This is a genomic window from Pannonibacter sp. Q-1 (assembly GCF_054073275.1).
On record NZ_JBSXNB010000010.1, the window covers coordinates 93373 to 114394 of the forward strand.

Sequence of the window (21022 nt, forward strand, 5' to 3'; positions counted from 1 at the left end):
CAGCTCTGGCGCCAGACTTGAGAATAGCTATTGGCGTCGATGAGCAGAGCCGGCCTGCACGACGAACTTCGAGGCAGCACGGCATTGGTTGCAGACATCGGAACTGATCTTGTCGCATATGCCGCCCTTTTCGTAAGCGCGTTCACGTCGGCGACCCTCCTACCAGGGTCGTCCGAGGCAGCGCTCCTGACTCTTCTAACAATGGGACAGGCCAACCTCGTCACCCTAGTGGGCGTCGCAACGGCAGGAAATGTGCTCGGCTCCTTGGTGAACTGGGCGCTGGGCAGGTTCCTCTCGGGGTTTCGAGACCATCGCTGGTTTCCGATTGACGACAGGTCATTTAGCCGTGCATCGGATTGGTACGGACGTTATGGCGTGTGGTCTCTACTCTTGTCCTGGCTGCCGATTATCGGCGATCCGCTGACAGTTGTGGCAGGAGCACTGCGAGTTGACCTGTTTCGTTTCCTCATATTCGTGTCGATCGGCAAAGCGGCACGCTATCTCTTTGTCGCCGGCGCATTTCTCTGGTGGAGCGATTCTTGAGTGTACTTGCACGTCGAGTCGAGCTGTTGAGAATGGCGGAGACGAAGGGGCGCAGCCGAGCCGCCACCGCGCCCAGAAGCCTCACCCGGCCGCCGACTGGTCCTTGCGCTCGGCCGGATAGCCTGCCTCGGTTAAGGCGGCGGGAAGTACCTGCTCGTCCACCTTCGTGGTGACCGTCACTTCGCGCGTGGGTGGATTGGTGGTGACATCAGCCGCCGGATCGACGCTCAGAAGTGCGTTGGTGACCCGGCGCGCGCAGCCGCCGCAAGTCATGTCGGGAACAGTGAATCGGAACATGCGAACTCCCTCTGTTGGGTGTTCACGGACAAATCTGGTCCTTGCCACGTTGGCAAGGTCAAGGGTCAACGAGGAAAATGATATCGCGGCCAAGGTGGCTTGACCTTCCCATTGTTGGAAGCCACATCGGGGGTGCAATGGATCAGGAAGGAAGCATGTCAAGACGAACGTTGTTCCGGCGAATTTGCTGCTAGGACCGTCTGACCGCCGCCCGTTCCTGCCGCGCCAGGCCGCTCGGCCCGTCCGTGAACGACGGAGCTGGTCATGTCCTGGCCAGCTAGACCACTGATCGCCATTGCCTGATCGGCGCTTCTCGCATGCAAAATGTGGGCGATGTGCAGATCATCGGCTTATAGATCAAGTTTCAGCGGATTTGGGAATCAATTTGTTCTTGACCTTCCAGCCATTGGAAGGATTAGAGGTCTGCGACATCTGAACGACTCAAAAAAGTAGCAGGAATTCCCGGATGTCTACGATCTCCCCTCAAACGCCGAAGCCTCCGGTCGCTTCGGCACCTGCAAGCACGTCATTGCCGCTTGTCGTCATTGCGACGGCCCAGCTCATGGTGGTGCTTGACGATACCATCGCCAATATCGCCCTGCCGACGCTCCAGAACGATCTCGGCATCTCGGCCGCGAACCTGCCCTGGGTGATCAACGCCTACATTCTTGCCTTTGGTGGACTGCTGCTGTTCGGCGGCAGGCTGGGCGATCTCTATGGCCGCAGGCGCATGTTGCAGGTAGGCATGGCGATCTTCACCATTGCGTCCCTGTTCGTCGGTCTTGCCCAGGACGGTGTGAGCATAATCGCGTCGCGCGGCCTTCAGGGGATGGGCGCGGCACTAACCGCCCCTAATGCCCTTGCCCTTATCGCCACGACCTTTCCCGAAGGCAAAGCCCGCAACGGGGCCATGGCCGTCTATGGCGCTATGTCCGGCCTTGGCATCATCGCCGGGCTTATCCTTGGCGGACTGCTGACGGGATTGCTCGGCTGGCGTTGGGCGTTCTACATCAATATTCCGATCGGCTTAGCGGTGCTGGCCGGATCGAGAACGCTTGTCGAAGCGGAACTGCACAAGGGCCGACCCGATCTTGCCGGTGCGCTCACCAGCATCCTCGGCATGGCGGCGCTCGTCTTTGGAATCACCCGTGGCGGCGAGCATGGCTGGACCGACAGCATCACCCTCGCTGCGTTCGCCACTGCAGTGATCCTGCTGCCGGTGTTCCTGATCCTTCAGGCCCGTAGCAAGGACCCGCTTCTTCCGCCGCGCCTGTTCAAGGAACGCAACCGCGCCGGCTCCTATCTCGCCATGCTGCTGCTCGGCTTTGGCCCAATGGGCATGATCTATATGCTGACGCTCTATTTACAGCATATCCTTGGCTACAGCCCGATCATGACCGCACTGGCGTTCCTGCCCTTCGGTGCGGGTATTATCCTTGGTGCCATTGTCAGTTCCAAGCTCGTCACGCGGTTTGCACCGCGCGAGGTGGCAGCGCCCGCCGCACTGATCGGTGGTGCTGCCTTGTTCTGGCTAGCCACAATCGGACAGGAACTCGACTATATCTGGCATTTCATGCCGGCCGCCTTCCTTTCCGCTTTCGGCTTCGTAGGGGCGGTGATTGCCTTGGCGCTGACCGCCGTGAAAGGCGTGCAGGCACAGGAGACGGGCATCGCATCGGCGCTCTTCAATGCTTCGCAGCAGATCGGGGTCGCGTTGGGGCTGGCCGTCCTTTCGACTATTGCGGTCTCGGCCACGGCTGGCCGATTGCCGGATGCACTCGGTGCGCTCTATCGCGGGCGAGTGGCTGGCGACAGCGATGTTGTGAGGTCTGCCAGTGATGCGCTGATCCACGGTTATGGTCTGGCGCTTATGGGCGCTGGAGCTGCCCTCGTGATTGCCGCCGTCATTGCAGCGGTGCTGGTCAACGCCAGGAGGGGACAGGTTTCTCCCGGCACGATCGCTGTCCATTGACAGGATAGTCATTAAGCCTACGGCGCGGTTCCGTGGCGCGCTACCCGCCGTATGCCTTGTGCAGACGCCTACTCGGGCGAATTGCAAGCGGAGCAGTGGATATGCAATACATGAACACGTATTCATATGTTGCATGTTAAACGGATGAGCCCTAAATGTCCCATTCACACAGCCATGGTCATTCTCATGATGACCATTCCCATGATCACTCCCATGCGCCGACCGTCACGAGCGATAATGAGCGCAAGGTCCTTCTCTCGTTCTTCCTGATCCTCACGTTCATGATCGTGGAGGTGATCGGCGGTCTAATCTCAGGATGGCTGGCGCTGCTCGCCGACGCTGGACATATGCTGAGCGACGCGGCTGCGCTGGCGCTAGCTTATGCCGCCTTTCGGTTCGGACGGCGGGCGGCAGACTCCAAGCGGACCTTTGGCTATCTGCGTTTCGAGGTCCTTGCCGGTTTTATCAACGCAATCACGCTATTCGCGATCGTCGTCTGGATTGTCTATGAAGCCTGGCAGCGCTTTCAGGAACCGCATGTTATCCTCGCGGGTCCGATGCTTGGCGTCGCCATTGCGGGGCTCCTCATCAATATTCTCGTGTTCTGGATTCTGACGCGCGGAGATACCGAGCACGTGAACATCAAGGGTGCCATCCTTCATGTGTTGGGCGACCTCCTCGGCTCTGTGGCAGCGGTTTCAGCGGCCATCGTGATCATGTACACGGGTTGGACGCCGATCGATCCTATCCTCTCGGTGTTTGTCTCCCTGCTGATCCTGCGCGCCGCGTGGAATCTCCTCGGCAAGTCGATACATATCCTGCTTGAAGGTGCGCCAGATAACGCGACGCCCGAGAAGATCGAACGCCATCTTGTCGAGAACATCGCTGGCGTGGCGTCGGTGAGCCACATCCATGTCTGGTCGATCACGTCCGGGCGGACCTTGGCCACCCTACATGTGCGGCCGAAAGCCGATGTCGATGCCCGCTCGGTGGTGCGCGCGGTCGAGCGTGAGTTGAAGTCACAGTTTACGATCGAACATCCGACCATCGCCATCGACTGGAATGACGATGCGGACGCGTGCAGCCTGTCGCAAGCCTCTGCCTTGACCGGGCACGCGCATGGGGATCCACACGACCATGATGGGCATCACCACAACCATGGGCCTGAGCATGTCCACAGCAAGCAGGAGCATGAACGTTGAAGCAAGCCCCGTCCCTGTCGCAGAACGACGTAACCGTACTGGCAGAGACTTTTCGCCTGCTGGGCGATCCCACACGGCTGAGAATTCTGCTCTTTTGTCTGCCGGGTCCAAAGTCCGTCGGCGACATTGTTGAGAGCCTGGAACTGTCGCAGACACTGGTTAGCCACCATTTACGCCTGCTCAGAGGTGCACGGCTCGTCAGGGGGGAGCGTCGGTCAAAGCAGGTTTTCTACGAAGTGGCAGACAGTCACGTGAGCGACATGCTGATCGACATGGCGACCCATATCGACGAGGAGCACTTTGATGACTGACAAACAAGGCTTCTTGGCGATGTGATGCCTGTACCGCTGAAGAGCGGGCCTCTAATGCGTTCGTTGACGCAGGCAGCAGCACTTATCGCCGACACGGCAATCTTCACGCTGCGGTTAAGACCGGGATCTGTAATTTGCAGAGCTTGGCGGTGTTTCCCTTGAGGGTTTCAAGGATCTGTCCGCACTGACGGCTGCGAGCAGCGGTCGTGCTGTATCGGGTTTCACAAGGCCGAACGTTGCATTGACTCGAAGCGGGCTCACTTGCCCATCCGGTAACCTTCGCAGATCGTCCGTCCCTGCGTTCCCTCTCGGGACACCGCCCTCGGATCAGCTTCTGGGCTTCACCGCTGGCAATCAGATTCTACCTCACTTCATGCTTCGAACAAAGTGCCATCGCGCAGCATGGCGTGCATGATGACGGCAAGACGGCGGGCAAGCGCGACACGCGCCTTTCTCAGCCCGCGCCGCTTCGCGATCTTCATGGCCCACCCTTTGAGGGCGAAGCTGCCGCGACTGCGCGTTAGGATCGAGTTGGCCGCTTCGTAGAGCAGCTTGCGCACCATACTGTCGCCTTGCTTGGTAATGCGGCCTGTCCAGTCGACCTCTCCGGATTGATGACGTCGGCGGACCAGTCCGAAGTAGGCTCCAGCCGTTCGTGATTGCCGGAACCGGCCAGCTTCATCGACTGCTGCGGCGAATGCTGCTGAAGTCTGGACACCGACACCAGGGATGCTCATGAGCTGCCTGCAGGATTGCGATCGGTGGGCGAACTCACGCAGCACCAGATCCATTTCCTTGATCTGCTTCATCAGCCCGGTTCTCACGGCAAGCAACGCGGTAATGCTCTGGCCGAGGCCAGGTATATTGGCAGCCTCCATCACACGGTCGATAAACGCCTTGCCCTGACCGGGACCGGGTTTAAAGCCGAAGGTCGCGCACAAGCCCCGGATCATGTTGTCGAGCCGTACCCGGGCTTCGACCAGATGGTTGCGTGCCGTGATGACGCTCCGCACGCCATGAGCAGCGGGCGATTTGACATGCACCTCTTTGTAGAAGCCGGTCCTGGCCAATTGCGCCAGACCGGCGGCGTCATGAGGATCGGTCTTGTTCGCCTTCAATGCTTTCAGACTCTGATGCGCCTGCCGTGCATCGATACAGACGACGGGAACGCCGAGAGAACGCAGACCGTGACAGATCGCCGGCGACATGCGGCCGGTTTCGATCACCGCCCGTTTGACGCCACCAACCTCGCGCAACGCCTGTGCGATCTTGTCGGGAGCGCTCTCGACCTTCATCGAGGCGATCTTCCCGCCATTCTCATCGACAATGCAGACCTGCGTGGTTTCCATCGACAGGTCCAGTCCGGCATAGTGTTTCATGGCTGCTTCCTTCCTTCAGCTTTCGACAGCCAGAAGTGTGAGCCATTTCAGCTCCGAGGGAAGCGGCCACAAATTACCCGATGACTTAAGCAATTTCGGTCTTGACCTTCCAATGGTTGGAGGCCGCACGATCTTGCTTGATACCCGTTTCGTCAATGCAAGGCGGCAGAAATGAAAGACCAAGCGAAGAACCGTTCGTCCGTCGACAAATTATTCGGCTCGCTGATCGCGGAAGGGTACGTTTATGCAGATGATGCCGCGGACCTCGATGATGGTGCCGACATACGGATTCGTTTGGGCTTTCTCCAGACATTGATGTTGGCGACCAGAAGCAAGGTGGCCGCATAATGCGGAAAGGGGTCAAGTGTTCGGATAAAGTCGAGCTTCGCCATCTCCGTTATTTCGTGGCGGCGGCCGAGCATGGCAGTTTTCGTAAAGCAGGCGCTGCGGTTGGGCGGTCGCAAGCTGCGATCAGTCGGTCCATTGCCAAGCTGGAAGACGAGATCGGCGCCTCCTTGTTTCACCGGCACACGTGGGGCGTATCGCAAACCTATGCCGGCCAGCGATTCCTCATACACGCCCGCAGGGTCATCAGGACTGTTGGAGAAGGCGCTCAAGAGGTTGCCTCCGCAGGTCGTTCTGAAAAGGGACGTGTCCGAATCGGTATTTATTCGTCGATCGCTTCCGGCTTTTTGGCGGAGTTGCTGGAAGTTTACGGCAGGCGACATAGCGCGGTCAGAATCGAAGTGGCTGACGGGAACCCCGCAGAGCATGTCGCAGCGATCCGGCAACTCAATCTCGACGTCGCCTTCATCACTGGAACACGAGACTGGCCGGATTGCGAACGCGCCCTCTTGTGGTCGGAGCGTGTGTTCGTGGTCTTGCCTGGCCATCATGCCTTAGCCAACAGAGAGGAGGTCGTGTGGCGCGATCTGGCCGACGAATCCTTTATCGTCAGCGAGACTGCTCCGGGACAGGAAATCCATGATCATCTGGTGCGGCGGCTCGCGGATCTCGGCAGGCATCCCGAGATCCAGGTGCAATATGTCGGTCGGGATAATCTGGTGCCGCTTGTCGCACTCGGTCGAGGGCTGACTCTGGTGAGCGAAGCCATGACCGTCGCACAATTTCCGGGTGTGGTTTACCGGCCGGTCCTCGGTGAGATCCTGCCCTTTTCGGCCGTCTGGTCGGCGAGCAACGACAATCCCGCCTTCCGTCGGTTTCTCAGTCTGGCGAAAGCAATGGCCGTCAGACCTGCGACTTCGGAGACCGGACGGAGCGCCGTGCTTTCGTGAATCCCCTGTCGGTGGCGATAAAGCGCTCCAACATAGGCACGATCAGCCTGACAGGATCAGCGGCGGGCTGGCCCGTCTCGCGGGCCAGTACTTCGGCATAGGTGGCAAGATCGCGATGGAGCGGCCCCGGCAGCTCCACCGTGACCTTGACCGGCTTGTCGTCGGGCAGCGGGCCGAGTTTCAGCTTGGTCATGGTCAACCTCCTCCGTTGTCAAATACTAAATCTCGGGTCACAATTATCCTGACCGGGAAGCCCGGCCGGATGGTGAGCGTCGGCGCGACCTGCAACTGGCGCTGCACGATCTGCTGCCCGGCCTGATTGACGGTATCCTGTGCGCCGTCGCGGATAGCCCGGATCAGCCGGTCCTCGTCGCTCGTCGCCAGCTCCGTGCCGACCGCGAGCAGCGTGGACAGCCCTGCGGCCTTCATCAGATCCCACCAGTGATAATCGACGCCATCCTCAAGGCCAGCGTAACCGCTGGCGTCCGCGCCCGGCAGGCGCTCCAGAACGATGGAGCGTCCGCCGGGCAGGATCAGGCGATTCCACACCAGCAACACCCTGCGCTGGCCGAAGGTCACGCCGTCATCGTATTGGCCGATGATGCGTGTCCCCTGCGGGATCAGAAGCAGGCTGCCGGTTGGGCTGTCATAGACGTTTTCGGTCACCTGCGCCGTAATCTGGCCGGGAAGATCGGAACGGATGCCGGTGATGAGCGCGGCCGGAATGACGGCGCCCGCCTGAAGGATATAGGGCGAAGCGGGCGGCGTGACGCGATCCGCGGAAACGGTCTGCCGGTCGACCGGGCCATTGAGGAAAGCCGCGTGCCTGTTCTGCCCGGACGCGTCCTGTTGCTGTCCGCCAAGCCCGGCGAGGCCGGGCATGGCCGTTCCCGGTGTCCCGCCAGAGCGCGGGCCGGACTGGAAGAACACGTTGCTGAGGCGGGCCGCCTCTTCCTCGGCGCGCCGGCGTTCCTCTTCGGGATCGACGGCAGGCGTCGTAATGGCAGGTGTCGCTATGGGCTGGCCCCGGTTCTGAGCCTCAACGATCGGGCGGCCGAGATCGCCCGGCAGCGCCGGTCCCAGGATCGGGCCCGTATAGTCGCGCGGCAGGTCGGATAACCCGTCGGCCGTAGGTCGGTTTTCGGTCGAATAGAGTTCTTCGCCGCCCGGTCCCATGTCGCGGGTCTGGAGCGCGTAGATCAGCGCGCCGCCGATGCCGAGAAGTGCAATCGCACCGACGCCCGCCAGCACCTTGCGAGACAGTCGGGTAACGCGGGGCGATTCAGCGCGCAGGCGCATGGGCGCGGCGGTGTCGGTATCGCTCATAAGGACGATGCTCCCGTGGTCGTGCGGGCCGGCTGGGCTGCGGCCTGCCTCTGTTCCATGCGAACGATCCTGACCACCTGCTGGCGGTCGCCGCTGCCAAGGCGCAGTTCGGCCGCGCTGAACAGGCGGTCCACAATCAGGACATTCTGGTGGACACGGCTGTTGACGATCTGCGGCTCGCCATCGGAGCCGAGCACGAAGATCGGCGGCATCTCGCCCTGCACGATGCCGCGCGGGAAGACGACATAGACGCGGCGTCCATCGTCGAAGACGGAAACGGGCCGCCATGGCGGGCTATCGCCTCGCACCTGCAATCCGTAGCGATAGTTTCGGGCCGCTTCGGCCGGGATGACGGGTGCGGTCGGAACGCTCTGGCGCAGGCCTGCCGGTGGCGCGGGATAGGCCCATGCCAGGGAGGGCATGTAGAGCGCTTCCCGCGCGCGCAACTCGATCATGTAGGTGCGCCGGTCGGTGGTCACGACAAGGTTCGTGGAAATGTCCGGTCGCGTCGGCTTCACGAGGATGTGGACACGGCGGGTCGCGCCCGAACCGGATTCGGTGTCGCCGATGATCCATCGTGTCGTATCCCCGGCCGCAATCGGTCCCGCGCCGGTCAGGCTTTCGCCCGGCTCCAGCGCGATATTGGTGATTTGACCGGGGGCTGCATAGACTTGGTAGAGCGCGCCTTCGCTCCACGGATAAATCTGGATGGCGTTGTAATAGCCTTCGCGGCGTGGTTCGACGCGGGCGGCGGCATTGGCGTTTTCGACACGGCCTGCCGGTGTGCTGGCAGCGGTTCCGCCCCGCGCGACTGTCAAGGCAGGCGGGACATGCAGCGGCCGGGGCCGGTCGTCGGTGGCGGCCGCCTGCACGGCGGGCAGCGGCGGAACGTTGTCATCGTAGCTGAATTGCGGTGTTCGGTTGGTCGCGCATCCCGCAAGTATGGTCGCGGAAAGCAGCAAAGCCGCGAAAGGGGGTTTACGGAAAACCGGTAGCCCGGCTTTACGGAAAGTCGTGCGGGTCATTGGCTCATCTCCCGCGACCAGTTGATCGCGTTGACATAGATGCCTAACGGATTGGCGCGCAGCCGCTCGGCGTCGCGCGGAGCCTGGATCACGATGGTCAGGATGGCGGTCCATCGCTCGGTGGTAGAAAGCTGGCCGCTCTCGTAATGCCGTTCCGTCCACGCCACGCGGAAACTGTCCGGCGAAGCCCGGATGACGCTCGATACCTCGACAGCGATCTGCTGGCGGCCGACCTTGGTGAACGGGTCGTTGGCGCGGGCATAGTCGTTGAGCGCCGCCGCGCCACGATCGGTGGTGAACTCATAGGCGCGAAGCCAGTTCTGCCGGACGATGATCGCGTCCGCCGGGATCGCGCGGACCTGCTCGATGAAGCGGCCGAGATGGAAGGCGATCTGCGGATCGGTCGGGCGATAATCGGCCGCTGCCGGCGCGACTGCCTGCGCCTGTCCGAGATTGTCGACCTGCACCACCCAAGGCACGACGGTTCCGCGCGCCGATTGCCAGACGAGCGCGGCGGCGAAGCCGGCCGCGAGGATCAGGCAGCCGAAGGCCATATAGCGCCAGTTCTTCGCCTGCACGCGGGCCGAGCCGATGCGCTCGTCCCAGACCTGCGCGGCGCGCTGATAGGGGGTCTCGGGTTCCGGCACCTTGCCGTAATGGGTCGTCGGTCGTTTGAAGAGATTCATGAGCGGTCACTTTCGGAAAGGCTGACGGAGGAGCCGCCGCCGCGGCTGTCGCCGGATCGGACAGCATGAGCAGCAGCGGTAACGCCGTGGCTCATGGCCCGGCCGCGGCGGATCTGCTGTGCCCAGGCTGGCCCATCGGTAGATGGCGAAGTTGATGGCTCGGCAGATGCGCTTGCGCCGACCGTGCCCATAGAGGAACTGCCGCCGGACGCAGCGAACCCGGCTCTTGCACCGTCGGAATAGCTGGATTTGAGGCTGTCGGTGGCTCGGGAGGCGGCGCGTTTCAGGGGCGAAACGGTCGCGGAGGCTCCGGCGCGTGCCACACCTCCAAGGCCGGAGGCGACCCCGGCCGCGCCGGAGCCGCTCATGGAACCAAGGGTATAGGCGGACGAAGCCGCACCGGCTGCCACAGCACTACCACGCGCCAACGCTGCACCGCCCGATAGCGCGGCTGCACCTCCCTTGGCGGCGAGCATGGTCGCACCGCCTGCGGCAACGGCCGCGCCGCCAACCGCAAGGCCAGTGCCGACGGCAGCGCCTGCGCCGAGTTGCGGGCCGCCGGAGACAAGGCCGGTGGCGATACCGGGACCGAAGATGCCCAGGCCGAGAAGGGAGAGTGCGGCGAGCACAATCGCCATGGCGTCGTCGATCGTCGGGGTCGCACCGCCGAAGCCTGCGGTAAACTGCCCGAACAGTGTCGACCCGATGCCGATGATGACGGCAAGAACCAGCACCTTGATGCCGCTGGAGATCACATTGCCCAGCACCCGCTCGGCCATGAAGGCGGTCTTTCCGAACAGGCCGAATGGAATCAGCACGAAGCCGGCCAGCGTGGTCAGCTTGAACTCGATCAGCGTGACGAAAAGCTGGATTGCCAGGATGAAAAAGGCCAGCACCACCAGCGCCCAGGCGAACAGCAGGCACGCGATCTGGATGAAGTTCTCGAAGAAGGCGATCCAGCCCATCAGGTCCGAAATGGATTCCAGCAGCGGGCGACCGGCGTCCAGCCCGGTTTGGGCAACGCGGCCGGGGCGCAGCAGATCGGCAACCGAGAAGCCAGTTCCGGACGCCATGAGCCCGAGCCCGGCGAAGCTCTCGAAGACGATCTGTGCGAGATTGTTCCAGTTGCTGATGAGATAGGCGAAGACGCCGACGAACAGCGTTTTCTTCACCAGTCGTGCAATGATGTCGTCGTCGGTGCCCCAGGCCCAGAACAGTGCGGCGAGCGTCACGTCGATGACGATCAGCGTCGTGGCGATAAAGGCTACTTCGCCGCCGAGCAGGCCGAAGCCGGAATCGATATAGCTGGTGAAGATGCCGAGAAAGTTGTCGATGACCCCCGTTCCGCCCATGTGCTCACGGCCTCCCGTTCTGTTCGGGTGTCGCTGGCGCAGGTGTGCGGCCGAGGAAGCGGTTGCGGGTCTCGGCCCAGATCGCGAGGCAATCGGTGTTGTTGGCCGCAGCTTCGCCCATCTGCTGGCAGCGGCGCTGCCCCTCGCGCAAGGGATCGACCGGAGGCTGGAGCGAGGGAGCGGAAGGCGCCGGGACGGAGACGTCCTCGCGGGTCATCTCGATGATGGTCGCCGTGATGGCCACGGCGACAAATACGATGGCCGCGATCCGTGCCAGCACCTTCCCGTCCATGACTTCCCCTCCCGGCTCAGTTGAACATTCGCGCGTTGCCGGGCTGGTAGCCGGACCCCGGGGTCAGGAAGCGCTCGCGCTGGATGCGTCCCTGTTCGGCTGCGGTGGCGCGTTCGGCCTCGGTCAAGGCGTCCGCCCGGCCATTGGCCGAGATCACCGCGATCAGGTCGGAAAGCTGCTGCGACTGGAGGGCGAGAAGCTGGTTGCCAGCCTGGGTTGCCTGAAGCGCACCGGTCGCGCCCTGGCTCTGGCCGACAAGTGCAGACATTTCGGCGCGGTTGCTGTCGATATTGCCGACGACGCCGGCCTGCACCCGCATGGCGTCCTGCAAGCCGCCGACCGTGTTTTCCCAGCGGGACCGAGCATTCGCTATGAGCTGCTGATCGGTGGCTGTGAGGGACAGGTTGCCATAGTCCTGCTGGAACATCTGGTCGATGTTCTGAACGTCGAACGCAATGTTCTGGGCCTGCCCGAGAAGCTGCTGGGTCCGCTGGACGTTCTGCTGAAGCGCCTGAAGCGAGCTGTGAGGCAGGCTCGCGAGATTGCGGGCCTGATTGATCAGCATCTGCGCCTCGTTCTGAAGCGAGGTGATCTGGTTGTTGATCTGCTCCAGCGTACGGGCGGCGGTCAGCAGGTTCTCCGCGTGGTTGGTCGGATCATAGACGATCCTGCCGAATCCGCCAAAGAAGGCATTGGCCGGGGTGATGAAGACCGGCGCGAGCGCCAGCGGCGCGGCGAGCGAAAGGGCGAGCGCCGAAGCGCTGGCCATGCGGGAAATCTGGGTCTTTGTGCGCGTCATGGGGTAATTTCCTCTTCTTCCAGGGTGAACTCGAACGCGTCGTCATCGAAAATGACGGACGGCAGATCCTCGCTTTCGGTCGCGAGATTGCTGAGGTCGGGGATGAGATCGGCCGCCCATTCGACATCGCGCGCCCGCAGCCAGGCGGCGAGGAACCCGTCACGGCCATGCTCGGTGAGGATTTCGGCAATGAGTGCCTGATCGGATTTGGCGGACGCGGCGCAGAGCGCGAGGCCGACTTCGGACAGGCCCAGCTCGAACAGGCGATTGCCGCGCCGCGACTGGCAGTAGTAATCCCGCTTGGGCGTGGCCCGGGCCAAGATTTCAATCTGCCTGTCGTTCAAGCCGAACCGGCGATAGATCTCCGTGATCTGCGGCTCGACGGCGCGCTCGTTCGGCAGCAAGAGCCGCGTCGGGCAGCTTTCGATGATGGCCGGGGCGATGGCGGAATTGTCGATGTCGGACAGCGACTGCGTGGCGAAGATGACGGAGGCGTTTTTTTTGCGCAGGGTCTTGAGCCATTCCCGCAACTGATCCGCGAACCCCTTGTCGTCCAGCGCGAGCCAGCCTTCGTCGATGATGAGCAGCGTCGGACGGCCATCAAGCCGGTCGCCGATGCGATGAAACAGGTAGGACAGGACAGCGGGCGCCGCGCCAGTGCCGACCAGGCCCTCGATCTCGAACGCCTGCACGTCGGCTGAGCCGAGATGCTCGGCCTCGGCATCGAGAAGGCGTCCATAGGGGCCGCCGACACAATAGGAGCGCAGCGCCTGCTTGAGGTCATTGGACTGAAGCAGCACGGCAAGGCCGGTGATGGTGCGTTCGCCGACCGGGGCGGAAGCCAGCGAGGTCAGCGCCGTCCAGAGATGTTCCTTCACCTCGGGCGTGATCTGGATGTTCTCGCGCATCAGGATAGCGACGATCCAGTCGGCGGCCCAGGCCCGCTCGGCCGTCTCGTGGATGCGGGCCAGCGGTTGCAGCGAAACCGAGGTCTCGGTCGCATCGGTCAGTTCACCGCCGAGATCGTGCCAGTCGCCGCCCATGGCCAGAGCGGAGGCGCGGATGCTGCCACCAAAATCGAAGGCAAAAACCTGCGATCCCGCATAGCGGCGGAACTGCAAGGCCATCAGCGCCAGCAACACCGACTTGCCCGCGCCGGTCGGGCCGACGACGAGGGTATGGCCCACGTCGCCGACATGAAGGGAGAGCCGGAACGGCGTCGATCCTTCGGTCCTGCCATACAGCAGCGGGGGCGAGCTGAAGTGATCGTCCCGTTCCGGCCCCGCCCACACGGCGCTTGAGGGAACCATGTGGGCAAGGTTGAGCGTCGAGACCGGAGGCTGACGAACATTCGCATAGGCATGTCCGGGCAAGCTGCCGAGCCAGGCGTCGACGGCATTGACCGTCTCGACCATGACACTGAAGTCGCGGGACTGGATGATCTTCTCGACCAGCCGCAGCTTTTCGTCGGCGCCGCGGGCGTCCTCGTCCCAGACCGTGACGGTCGCCGTGACATAGGCCATGCCGGCCATGTCGGCGCCGAGTTCCTGCAACGCCATGTCCGCGTCAGCCGCCTTGTTCGCGGCATCGGTGTCCACGAGCGCGGATTGCTCGTTGGTCATCACCTCCTTGATGATCGCCGCAATGCTCTTGCGCTTCGCGAACCATTGCCGCCTGATCTTCGTCAGCAGCCGCGTCGCGTCGGTCTTGTCCATGAGGATGGCGCGGGTGGACCAGCGATAGGGAAAGGCCAGCCGGTTCATCTCGTCGAGCAGGCCGGGGGTGGTCGTGCTCGGGAAGCCTGTGATCGTCAGCACCCGGAGATGTTGATTGCCCAGGCGCGGCTCCAGGCCGCCGGTCAGCGGCTGATCGGCCAGCAGCGCATCGAGATAGACCGGAGTTTCCGGCACGCAGACACGATGCCGATTGGTCGAGATGGTGGAGTGCAGGTAGGTCAGCGTCCCGGCGTCATCGAGCCAGCGGCATTCCGGCATGAAGCCGTCGAGCAGCGCCAACACGCGATCGGTGCGGTCGATAAAGCCGCGCACCAGTTCCCAGGGATTGACGCCCGAGGTTTCGCGGCCCTCGTAGAGCCAGGACTCGGAGCGGGCGGCATCCTCGGCGGGCGGGAGCCACAGGAAGGTCAGGAAGTAGCCCGAGACGAAGTGGCTGCCTTCCTCCTCGAAATCGGCCTTCCGCTCGGCATCGACCAGCGCGGAGGCCGGATCGGGGAACTGGCTGGCGGGATAGGTCGCGGCTTCCGACCGCTGCGCCTCGACAAAGATCGCCCAGCCCGAGCCGAGACGGCGGAAGGCGTTGTTCAGCCGTCCGGCCACAGCGACCAGCTCGGCCGCGACGGCGCTGTCGAGATCGGGACCGCGAAACTTGGCGGTCCTCTGGAACGAACCGTCCTTGTTGAGGACAACCCCCTCCCCGACCAGCGCGACCCAAGGTAGATAGTCCGCGAGGCGGGATGCGGTGCGGCGGTACTCTGCAAGGTTCATCATGGCTCGTGCCTCACACCGAGAGATGGCCGGGGATACGCAGATGGCGGCGCGCGACCTCGACGAAGAGCGGATCGCGCTTGGCTGCCCAGACGGCGGCGATATGGCCTACCGCCCAGATCAGGATGCCGGCGAGCCAGAGCTGAAGACCGAGGCCGACGGCCCCGGCCAGCGTACCGTTCAGGATCGCGACGGAGCGCGGCGCCCCGCCGAGCAGGATCGGCTCGGTCAGGGCGCGATGGACCGGAACGGAAAAGCCCCGCACCGTGTCGAGCGCCTCAAAACTCACCGCCATCAGACCAGCGCCCCGCCGCCGAAGGAGAAGAAACTGAGGAAGAAGGAGCTGGCGGCGAAGGCGATGGAAATGCCGAAGACGATCTGGATCAGACGGCGAAATCCGCCGCCGGTATCGCCAAAGGCCAGCGTCAATCCGGTGACGATGATGATGATCACCGCGACGATCTTCGCCACTGGGCCCTCGACGGATTGCAGAATGGACTCGAGCGGGGCCTCCCATGGCATGGAAGAGCCGGAGGCCCAGGCCGGGGACGTCGTGAGGCTCACCCAGGCGAAGGCCGATGCGGTTGCGATATGGTGGCGGATACGGAAGGCACGACGGATCATGCAGGTTCTCCAGTGTTGTGAGCGGTGTCTGGTTCTGAGAAAGCGGGGGAAATCCGGTAGTCGCCGTCCGGCCCGATCCCTTCGACGCGGGCAAGCTCGGCCAGGCGGCGCGCAGCCCCGCGACCTGCGAGGACGGCCACGAGGTTGATGGTCTCCGCGATCATCGCGCGGGGGACGGTGACGACGGCTTCCTGGATGAGCTGTTCGAGGCGGCGCAGCGCGCCGATGCCGGAACCGGCATGGATGGTGCCGATGCCGCCGGGATGCCCGGTGCCCCAGGCTTTGAGGAGATCGAGCGCCTCGGCGCCGCGCACCTCGCCGATGGGGATACGATCCGGACGCAGGCGCAGCGAAGACCGCACCAGTTCCGACAGAGTGGCGATGCCATCCTTGGTCCGCATCGCCACCAGATTAGGCGCGGCGCATTGCAGTTCGCGGGTGTCCTCGATGATGACGACACGATCCTGCGTCTTCGCTACCTCGGCGAGCAGCGCATTGGTCAGCGTGGTCTTGCCGGTGCTGGTGCCGCCTGCAACGAGGATGTTGGCGCGGGAAGAAACGGCCGCGCGGAGCGTTTCCGCCTGATCGGCGGACATGATGCCGGCGGCCACATAGTCATCAAGGGTGAATACGGCGACCGCGGGCTTGCGGATGGCGAAGGCGGGCGCGGACACGACCGGCGGCAGCAACCCCTCGAAGCGCTCGCCGGTTTCGGGCAGTTCGGCCGAGACGCGCGGGCTGCGCGCATGGACTTCGACGCCGACATGGTGGGCGACCAGCCGCACGATGCGCTCGCCGTCAGCGGCGGACAGTATCTCGCCTGTATCGGCCAGCCCTTCGGACAGCCGGTCCACCCAGATGCGTCCGTCGGGGTTCAGCATGACCTCGACGACAGACGGGTCTTGCAGCAAGGTTGAGATGGCAGGTCCGAGCGCTGTCCGGAGCATGCGCGCGCCGCGGTCCACATTTGCCTGTTTGTGGTTGATGCCTGCCATCTCGTCCCCGTTCCACCGGGGAGGCGAGAGACGATCCCCGGATGGGGATCACTAAAAGAGACACAAAACAGGTCGTTTCAACAAGTTTCGGTCGTCGTAGTAGTGTGGGATAAAATTACAGGAGAACGGCGGTGTGTCTGAGCAGTCGGATGATCCGCAGGCACACCGGCATGCTCTCGACTGATTCGACTGGCTCGTGGCGTCAGGCCGCCTCGCCGGGACCGAGCCGGCGTTCGCCCCAGGTGGTCCGCTCTCGGAAATCATGTCGCAAGTGGCTTAGCACTTGCGATAAAGACTTGTGAAACGAAAAGCCGCGACTTTCCGGGTGCAGCCGATCTATTGCGGGTTTCAGGAATTGCGCGAGATTGACGCGTGCGCGCTCCATCTATAAGCAATAATTTCAACAAAACATGAAACGTTGAAATGATATGGACGAAAACGACGCGCTCGCGGGCTTCGCCGCGCTCTCTCACGAGGACCGCTTGCGGATAATCCGCATGTTGGTCGTCGCCGGCGCTGACGGCATGGCCGCTGGTGCCATCGCCGGCGCGCTCGATAATGCGCCGCCGTCGCGCGTCTCCTTCCATCTCAAGGAACTGGAGCGTGCCGGACTCGTGCAGGGGCGGCGAGATGGCAAGTCGATCATCTACAGCGCCAACTGGCCGGCGCTCTCCGATCTCGTCGCCTTTCTCATGCACGACTGCTGCGAGGGCCACTGCAAATATTGCGATCAAGCGATTGCCCTATTCGCAAAATGCGAGGGTCGCCCAACCGGGCCGATCTGCTGCGACTAGAACTGGCCGTGCAAAAAATCCTCGCTTTCGTTGAAAACAACCTTCTGCTGCTGACCGTCGCGACGGCCGCGCTCGGCCTGCTGGTGCCTTCGGTCGGAATCATCCTTGAAAGCGGCATAAGCCCGCTTTTGGCCCTGCTGATGCTAGTCATCAGCCTGACCTTTGACGCTCATGCCGTAAAGCTGGTTTTCCGGAAGCCGAGCCGGCAGCTTTGGGCGCTTGGCCTCGTCTATGGTCCCATGTCGCTCGCCGGATGGCTCACCGGGCGGCTGTTCTTCGGCTCTGGGCCGCTGGCCGCCGGTCAAACCCTTGTCGGCACTCTGCCGACTGACGTTTCCGCTCCGTTGCTGGTCCTGCTCGCACGCGGCAATGTCGCCCTCGCGGCGGTCCTCAATGCGGTCAACACAGTGCTTTCGCCCTTCATCGTGCCGATCCTGTTCCTGCTTCTCACCGGAATCGAGCTGCAAGTTCCCATCGGGGCGGTCATCATGGAATTAGTGCTGATCGTGGTGCTGCCGACCGTGATCGGGGTCTACCTACGCACGCGATACCCGGAAGCGGTCGGCCGACACGATGGCCTCTATCCCTCTCTTGGTTCGGTGCTCTACCTGCTCCTGCTTCTGGCGGTCGTGGGTCCAAACGCCGAAACAATCCTCGGCTATGGCTGGTTCGCCCTCCTAATCGCGCTGGCCGCGCTCACGCTGAACCTGATCGGCTATGCGGTCGGGTCCATCGCAAAAGTCTTTGTGGCCGACCGGCAAGAGCTGATCGCCTACCTGTTCACGGTGAGCAAAAAGGAGTTCTCCATTGCGGCGGCGTTCGTAGCGGCGTCCGGGTTGCCCTCGGAAATCGCCGTGCCTGCCGCCTTCTTCGCTGTGATCCAGATGATTACGTCACCGATCGCCGCAAAGATTTTGGCATCGAGAGGCCCGGCGCTGCGGTGAGCAGTCATTAGGTTCTGGCTGGCAGCGGAGACAGGCTCTCTATTATCCTACAATCTGCGACCAGCCCGCATCCACACTGGTCTATCATCCTGTCCAGTTCCGACTTGAGCGCAGTTAGGTCTTCGATTTTTCGCTCGACTTCCTTCCGGTGCTCCTTTGCGATCGCATCAATCGCCGCGCAGGACTGCGAACGATCGTCGGCCAGCTTGAGAAACTCCCTGATCTGATCGAGCGAGAAACCAAGCTCGCGCGCACGCCTGATGAAGCTGAGGCGGTTGAGGTGGCCCGGCTCATATGCACGGTAGTTGCCATCGGTACGCGAGGGTGCGGGCAGGAGACCGTTCTTCTCGTAGAACCGGATCGTCTCGACCTTGGTCCCCGTTCGTCTAGCCAATTGGCCGATCATCAGAATTCTGTCGTTCATCTCTTGACCCTATAGTCACTACAGGGTCTATCTACAATGTCACATCGGGAAAGTCGAGGTGACATCATGGCGGCAGCGAACCCTTACAGACTGCGCGTAGAAGGCATGGACTGCGCCTCTTGCGCGTTGAAAATTGAAACGGCGATGCAACGCTTGCCGGGCGTTAGCGACATCAATGTCAGCTACGCCAACGAGACGCTTGCATTGCAACTCGATGAAGACCGTACGGCCCTCGGCACCATTGAGCAAAAGATCCGATCGCTCGGCTACACACCAGTGATCGAGCAGACCGAGGCAAAGGCGAGCCCACCTCGGAAACGCATCACAGAGGCATGGTGGAAAGGCAACAAGGGTCGGCTTGTGCTCCTTACCGGCGCGTTGTTCATCCTTGCCTTCGCCCTCGCGCGTGTCCTGCCCGAATCGGAGCAATGGCTATACTCAGGCGCTGCATTGATCAGCGTCATCCCGTTTGCGAGGCGGGCGGTCGCCGGCGCGATGTCAGGCTCACCCTTCACCATCGAGACGTTGATGACGGTCGCGGCACTCGGCGCGGTCGCCATTGGCGAGGCCGAAGAAGCTGCTGTCGTGATCTTCCTGTTCGCAGTGGGCGAATTGCTTGAAACGGTCGCGGCGGGCCGTGCGCGTGCTGGCATCGAGGCGCTGATCGATCTGGTGCCCCGCGTCGCATTCCGCGAACGTGATGGTGCCGTTGAGAAGATCGACGCCGAAGATCTGGCCATCGGCGATGTCGTGGTCGTTCGGCCAGGGGACCGTGTGCCGTCTGACGGCACGGTGATTGACGGTGTATCTGAGGTCGATGAGGCGCCCGTGACAGGCGAATCCGTGCCCGTGCTGAAAGAAGCCAGCGCAAACGTCTATGCCGGCAGCATCAACGCCAATGGAGAGCTGTGCGTAGCGATCAGCCATGTCGCGGCCGACAACACCATCGCCCGCATTATCCACATGGTCGAGGAAGCCCAGGAATCAAAAGCCCCAACGGCGCGTATGATCGACCGTTTCAGCCGCTGGTATACGCCGGGCGCGATGGTCGTCGCGGCTCTGATTGTTGTCGTGCCGCCGCTCGCCTTCGGCGGTGACTGGATGACATGGGTGTATCGGGGTCTCGCGACGTTGCTGATTGCTTGTCCCTGCGCGCTCGTGATTTCCACACCGGCGGCTATTGCCTCGGGTCTTGCCGCCGGTGCGCGTCAGGGACTGTTGATCAAGGGCGGCGCGGCGCTGGAAACACTTGGCAAGGTCGTAACCGTTGCCTTCGACAAGACGGGAACGCTGACGCGTGGCCATCCCCAAGTGACGGACATTGTGCCGATCAACGGTGATGAGAACTCCGTCCTTGCCACCGCAGCGGCCGTCGAGCGCAGCACCAGCCATCCTCTCGGGATTGCAATCGTGGAGGCGGCAAAGGTGCGGGGGCTCGAACTGCCCGCCACCTTCGGGGGCGGCGTTGCCACACCTGGCAAAGCGGTCACAGCGCGGTTGAAGGACGGCTTCGCTTCGGTCGGGTCTCCCCGTCACGCCGCCGAACAAACGGGCCTCGAAGAGGGCATCGTTGAGACGATCACCGAGCTGGAGAGCCAGGGCAAGACGGTCGTCGTGCTTATGAAGGACAAGACCATCGAGGGATTGATCGCATTGCGCGACGAGCCGCGCGACGACGCTATCGAAGGTGTGAAGCGGCTGACAGACCGCGGCGTGCGCCCTCTGATGCTGACGGGCGACAACAAGCGCACGGCCGACGCCATCGCGGCTCATCTTGGCCTTGAGGCGAGCGCCGAACTTCTGCCCGACGCCAAGCTCGCCGAGATCGGCCGCCTCAGGGCTGATGGACCGATTGCCATGGTGGGAGACGGTATCAACGACGCTCCGGCGCTCGCTGCTGCCTCCGTTGGCGTTGCCATGGGTGCGGGCACCGACGTTGCTCTGGAGACCGCCGATGCCGCGCTGCTAAGAAACCGGGTGACAGGTATCGCTGATCTCATCGGATTGTCGCAGGCGACGCTCGGCAATATCTGGCTGAATATCGCAATAGCGCTTGGTCTGAAGGCTGTCTTCCTCGTGACCACTTTATTCGGCATTACCACACTCTGGATGGCGATCCTCGCCGATACGGGCGCTACGGTCCTCGTTACGGCCAATGCGCTGCGCCTGCTGACCTGGCGCGGCACCCGCGACAAATGAGCTTGAACAGTGCGCACATGCAGGTCGCGGCTTCCACTTCTCGCCAAGAAAGCCGAGGT

23 protein-coding genes are annotated in these 21022 nt (G+C 62.7%); 9 read left to right on the forward strand and 14 right to left on the reverse strand.

Going from position 1 to position 21022, the window contains the following annotated elements:
• Window positions 1-39 precede the first annotated feature (39 nt).
• On the forward strand, window positions 40-543 hold the full coding sequence (locus ACVNHC_RS22520; protein WP_122520899.1) for a YqaA family protein: 504 nt from the start codon (window positions 40-42) through the stop codon (window positions 541-543).
• 81 nt (window positions 544-624) lie between these two features.
• On the opposite strand, the gene ACVNHC_RS22525 is transcribed toward ACVNHC_RS22520, so the two are convergent.
• On the reverse strand, window positions 625-840 hold the full coding sequence (locus ACVNHC_RS22525; RefSeq protein ID WP_122520900.1) for a heavy-metal-associated domain-containing protein: 216 nt from the start codon (window positions 838-840) through the stop codon (window positions 625-627).
• 466 nt (window positions 841-1306) lie between these two features.
• On the opposite strand from ACVNHC_RS22525, the gene ACVNHC_RS22530 reads away from it, so the two are divergent.
• The 3 genes from ACVNHC_RS22530 to ACVNHC_RS22540 all read left to right on the forward strand — a co-directional run bounded on the left by ACVNHC_RS22530 (window position 1307) and on the right by ACVNHC_RS22540 (window position 4325).
• Window positions 1307-2812: an MFS transporter gene (locus ACVNHC_RS22530; protein WP_122520902.1), complete on the forward strand. Its 1506-nt coding sequence runs from the start codon at window positions 1307-1309 to the stop codon at window positions 2810-2812.
• A gap of 155 nt (window positions 2813-2967) precedes the next feature.
• Window positions 2968-4014, forward strand: coding sequence for a cation diffusion facilitator family transporter (locus ACVNHC_RS22535; protein ID WP_457169633.1), 1047 nt, complete (start codon window positions 2968-2970; stop codon window positions 4012-4014).
• Entirely contained in the window at window positions 4011-4325 is a 315-nt protein-coding gene (locus ACVNHC_RS22540; protein ID WP_122520906.1) for an ArsR/SmtB family transcription factor, read from the forward strand. The genes ACVNHC_RS22535 and ACVNHC_RS22540 overlap by 4 nt, the downstream gene beginning before the upstream one ends.
• Window positions 4326-4696: 371 nt before the next feature.
• On the opposite strand, the gene ACVNHC_RS22545 is transcribed toward ACVNHC_RS22540, so the two are convergent.
• A complete protein-coding gene (locus ACVNHC_RS22545; RefSeq protein WP_457169636.1) occupies window positions 4697-5704 on the reverse strand; it encodes an IS110 family RNA-guided transposase in 1008 nt (335 codons plus the stop codon).
• 171 nt (window positions 5705-5875) lie between these two features.
• Between ACVNHC_RS22545 and ACVNHC_RS22550 the strand changes: the two genes are divergently transcribed.
• Window positions 5876-6052, forward strand: a complete 177-nt coding sequence (locus ACVNHC_RS22550; RefSeq protein ID WP_012092667.1) for a hypothetical protein — start codon at window positions 5876-5878, stop codon at window positions 6050-6052.
• The gene (locus ACVNHC_RS22555) at window positions 6052-6999 is read left to right on the forward strand and encodes a LysR family transcriptional regulator (protein WP_122520910.1); all 948 of its coding nucleotides are present in this window, start codon (window positions 6052-6054) and stop codon (window positions 6997-6999) included. Before ACVNHC_RS22550 ends, ACVNHC_RS22555 begins: the two co-directional genes overlap by 1 nt.
• On the opposite strand, the gene ACVNHC_RS22560 is transcribed toward ACVNHC_RS22555, so the two are convergent.
• Genes ACVNHC_RS22560 through trbB form a run of 11 tightly spaced genes read right to left on the reverse strand, consistent with a single transcriptional unit; the run spans window position 6953 to window position 16602 of the window.
• The gene (locus ACVNHC_RS22560) at window positions 6953-7192 is read right to left on the reverse strand and encodes a DUF2274 domain-containing protein (RefSeq protein WP_122520912.1); all 240 of its coding nucleotides are present in this window, start codon (window positions 7190-7192) and stop codon (window positions 6953-6955) included. The two genes, ACVNHC_RS22555 and ACVNHC_RS22560, sit on opposite strands and share 47 nt — an antisense overlap.
• Window positions 7193-7194: 2 nt before the next feature.
• A complete protein-coding gene (locus ACVNHC_RS22565; RefSeq protein ID WP_122520914.1) occupies window positions 7195-8325 on the reverse strand; it encodes a TrbI/VirB10 family protein in 1131 nt (376 codons plus the stop codon).
• Window positions 8322-9350: a P-type conjugative transfer protein TrbG gene (gene trbG / locus ACVNHC_RS22570; protein ID WP_122520916.1), complete on the reverse strand. Its 1029-nt coding sequence runs from the start codon at window positions 9348-9350 to the stop codon at window positions 8322-8324. The genes ACVNHC_RS22565 and trbG overlap by 4 nt, the downstream gene beginning before the upstream one ends.
• Window positions 9347-10036 (reverse strand): conjugal transfer protein TrbF, encoded by a 690-nt coding sequence (gene trbF, locus ACVNHC_RS22575; protein ID WP_122520919.1) that lies wholly within the window; start codon window positions 10034-10036, stop codon window positions 9347-9349. Before trbF ends, trbG begins: the two co-directional genes overlap by 4 nt.
• Entirely contained in the window at window positions 10033-11388 is a 1356-nt protein-coding gene (gene trbL, locus ACVNHC_RS22580) for a P-type conjugative transfer protein TrbL (RefSeq protein WP_122520921.1), read from the reverse strand. Before trbL ends, trbF begins: the two co-directional genes overlap by 4 nt.
• 4 nt (window positions 11389-11392) lie before the next feature.
• Window positions 11393-11680, reverse strand: coding sequence for a putative entry exclusion protein TrbK-alt (gene trbK-alt / locus ACVNHC_RS22585; RefSeq protein ID WP_122520923.1), 288 nt, complete (start codon window positions 11678-11680; stop codon window positions 11393-11395).
• Window positions 11681-11696: 16 nt separating this feature from the next.
• Window positions 11697-12479 carry a P-type conjugative transfer protein TrbJ gene (gene trbJ, locus ACVNHC_RS22590; RefSeq protein WP_122520925.1) on the reverse strand — a complete coding sequence of 261 codons (783 nt, stop codon included), beginning with the start codon at window positions 12477-12479 and terminating at the stop codon, window positions 11697-11699.
• Window positions 12476-14986 (reverse strand): conjugal transfer protein TrbE, encoded by a 2511-nt coding sequence (gene trbE / locus ACVNHC_RS22595; RefSeq protein ID WP_353392189.1) that lies wholly within the window; start codon window positions 14984-14986, stop codon window positions 12476-12478. The genes trbJ and trbE overlap by 4 nt, the downstream gene beginning before the upstream one ends.
• Before the next feature lie 10 nt (window positions 14987-14996).
• The gene (locus ACVNHC_RS22600; protein WP_122520929.1) at window positions 14997-15278 is read right to left on the reverse strand and encodes a VirB3 family type IV secretion system protein; all 282 of its coding nucleotides are present in this window, start codon (window positions 15276-15278) and stop codon (window positions 14997-14999) included.
• Entirely contained in the window at window positions 15278-15607 is a 330-nt protein-coding gene (locus tag ACVNHC_RS22605) for a TrbC/VirB2 family protein (protein WP_122520931.1), read from the reverse strand. Before ACVNHC_RS22605 ends, ACVNHC_RS22600 begins: the two co-directional genes overlap by 1 nt.
• Window positions 15604-16602 carry a P-type conjugative transfer ATPase TrbB gene (gene trbB / locus ACVNHC_RS22610; protein WP_122520933.1) on the reverse strand — a complete coding sequence of 333 codons (999 nt, stop codon included), beginning with the start codon at window positions 16600-16602 and terminating at the stop codon, window positions 15604-15606. The genes ACVNHC_RS22605 and trbB overlap by 4 nt, the downstream gene beginning before the upstream one ends.
• A gap of 428 nt (window positions 16603-17030) precedes the next feature.
• Between trbB and ACVNHC_RS22615 the strand changes: the two genes are divergently transcribed.
• Together ACVNHC_RS22615 and ACVNHC_RS22620 are read left to right on the forward strand one after the other, a co-directional pair.
• Window positions 17031-17396, forward strand: a complete 366-nt coding sequence (locus ACVNHC_RS22615) for an ArsR/SmtB family transcription factor (protein ID WP_122520935.1) — start codon at window positions 17031-17033, stop codon at window positions 17394-17396.
• Between the two features lie 8 nt (window positions 17397-17404).
• Window positions 17405-18340, forward strand: coding sequence for a bile acid:sodium symporter family protein (locus tag ACVNHC_RS22620; RefSeq protein WP_122520937.1), 936 nt, complete (start codon window positions 17405-17407; stop codon window positions 18338-18340).
• A gap of 7 nt (window positions 18341-18347) precedes the next feature.
• Here ACVNHC_RS22620 and ACVNHC_RS22625 read toward each other — a convergent pair whose 3' ends face one another.
• Complete coding sequence (locus ACVNHC_RS22625; protein WP_012092652.1) at window positions 18348-18764, reverse strand: MerR family transcriptional regulator; 417 nt, start codon at window positions 18762-18764, stop codon at window positions 18348-18350.
• Window positions 18765-18830: 66 nt separating this feature from the next.
• Between ACVNHC_RS22625 and ACVNHC_RS22630 the strand changes: the two genes are divergently transcribed.
• Window positions 18831-20963 (forward strand): heavy metal translocating P-type ATPase, encoded by a 2133-nt coding sequence (locus ACVNHC_RS22630; protein ID WP_457169644.1) that lies wholly within the window; start codon window positions 18831-18833, stop codon window positions 20961-20963.
• Window positions 20964-21022: the final 59 nt, after the last annotated feature.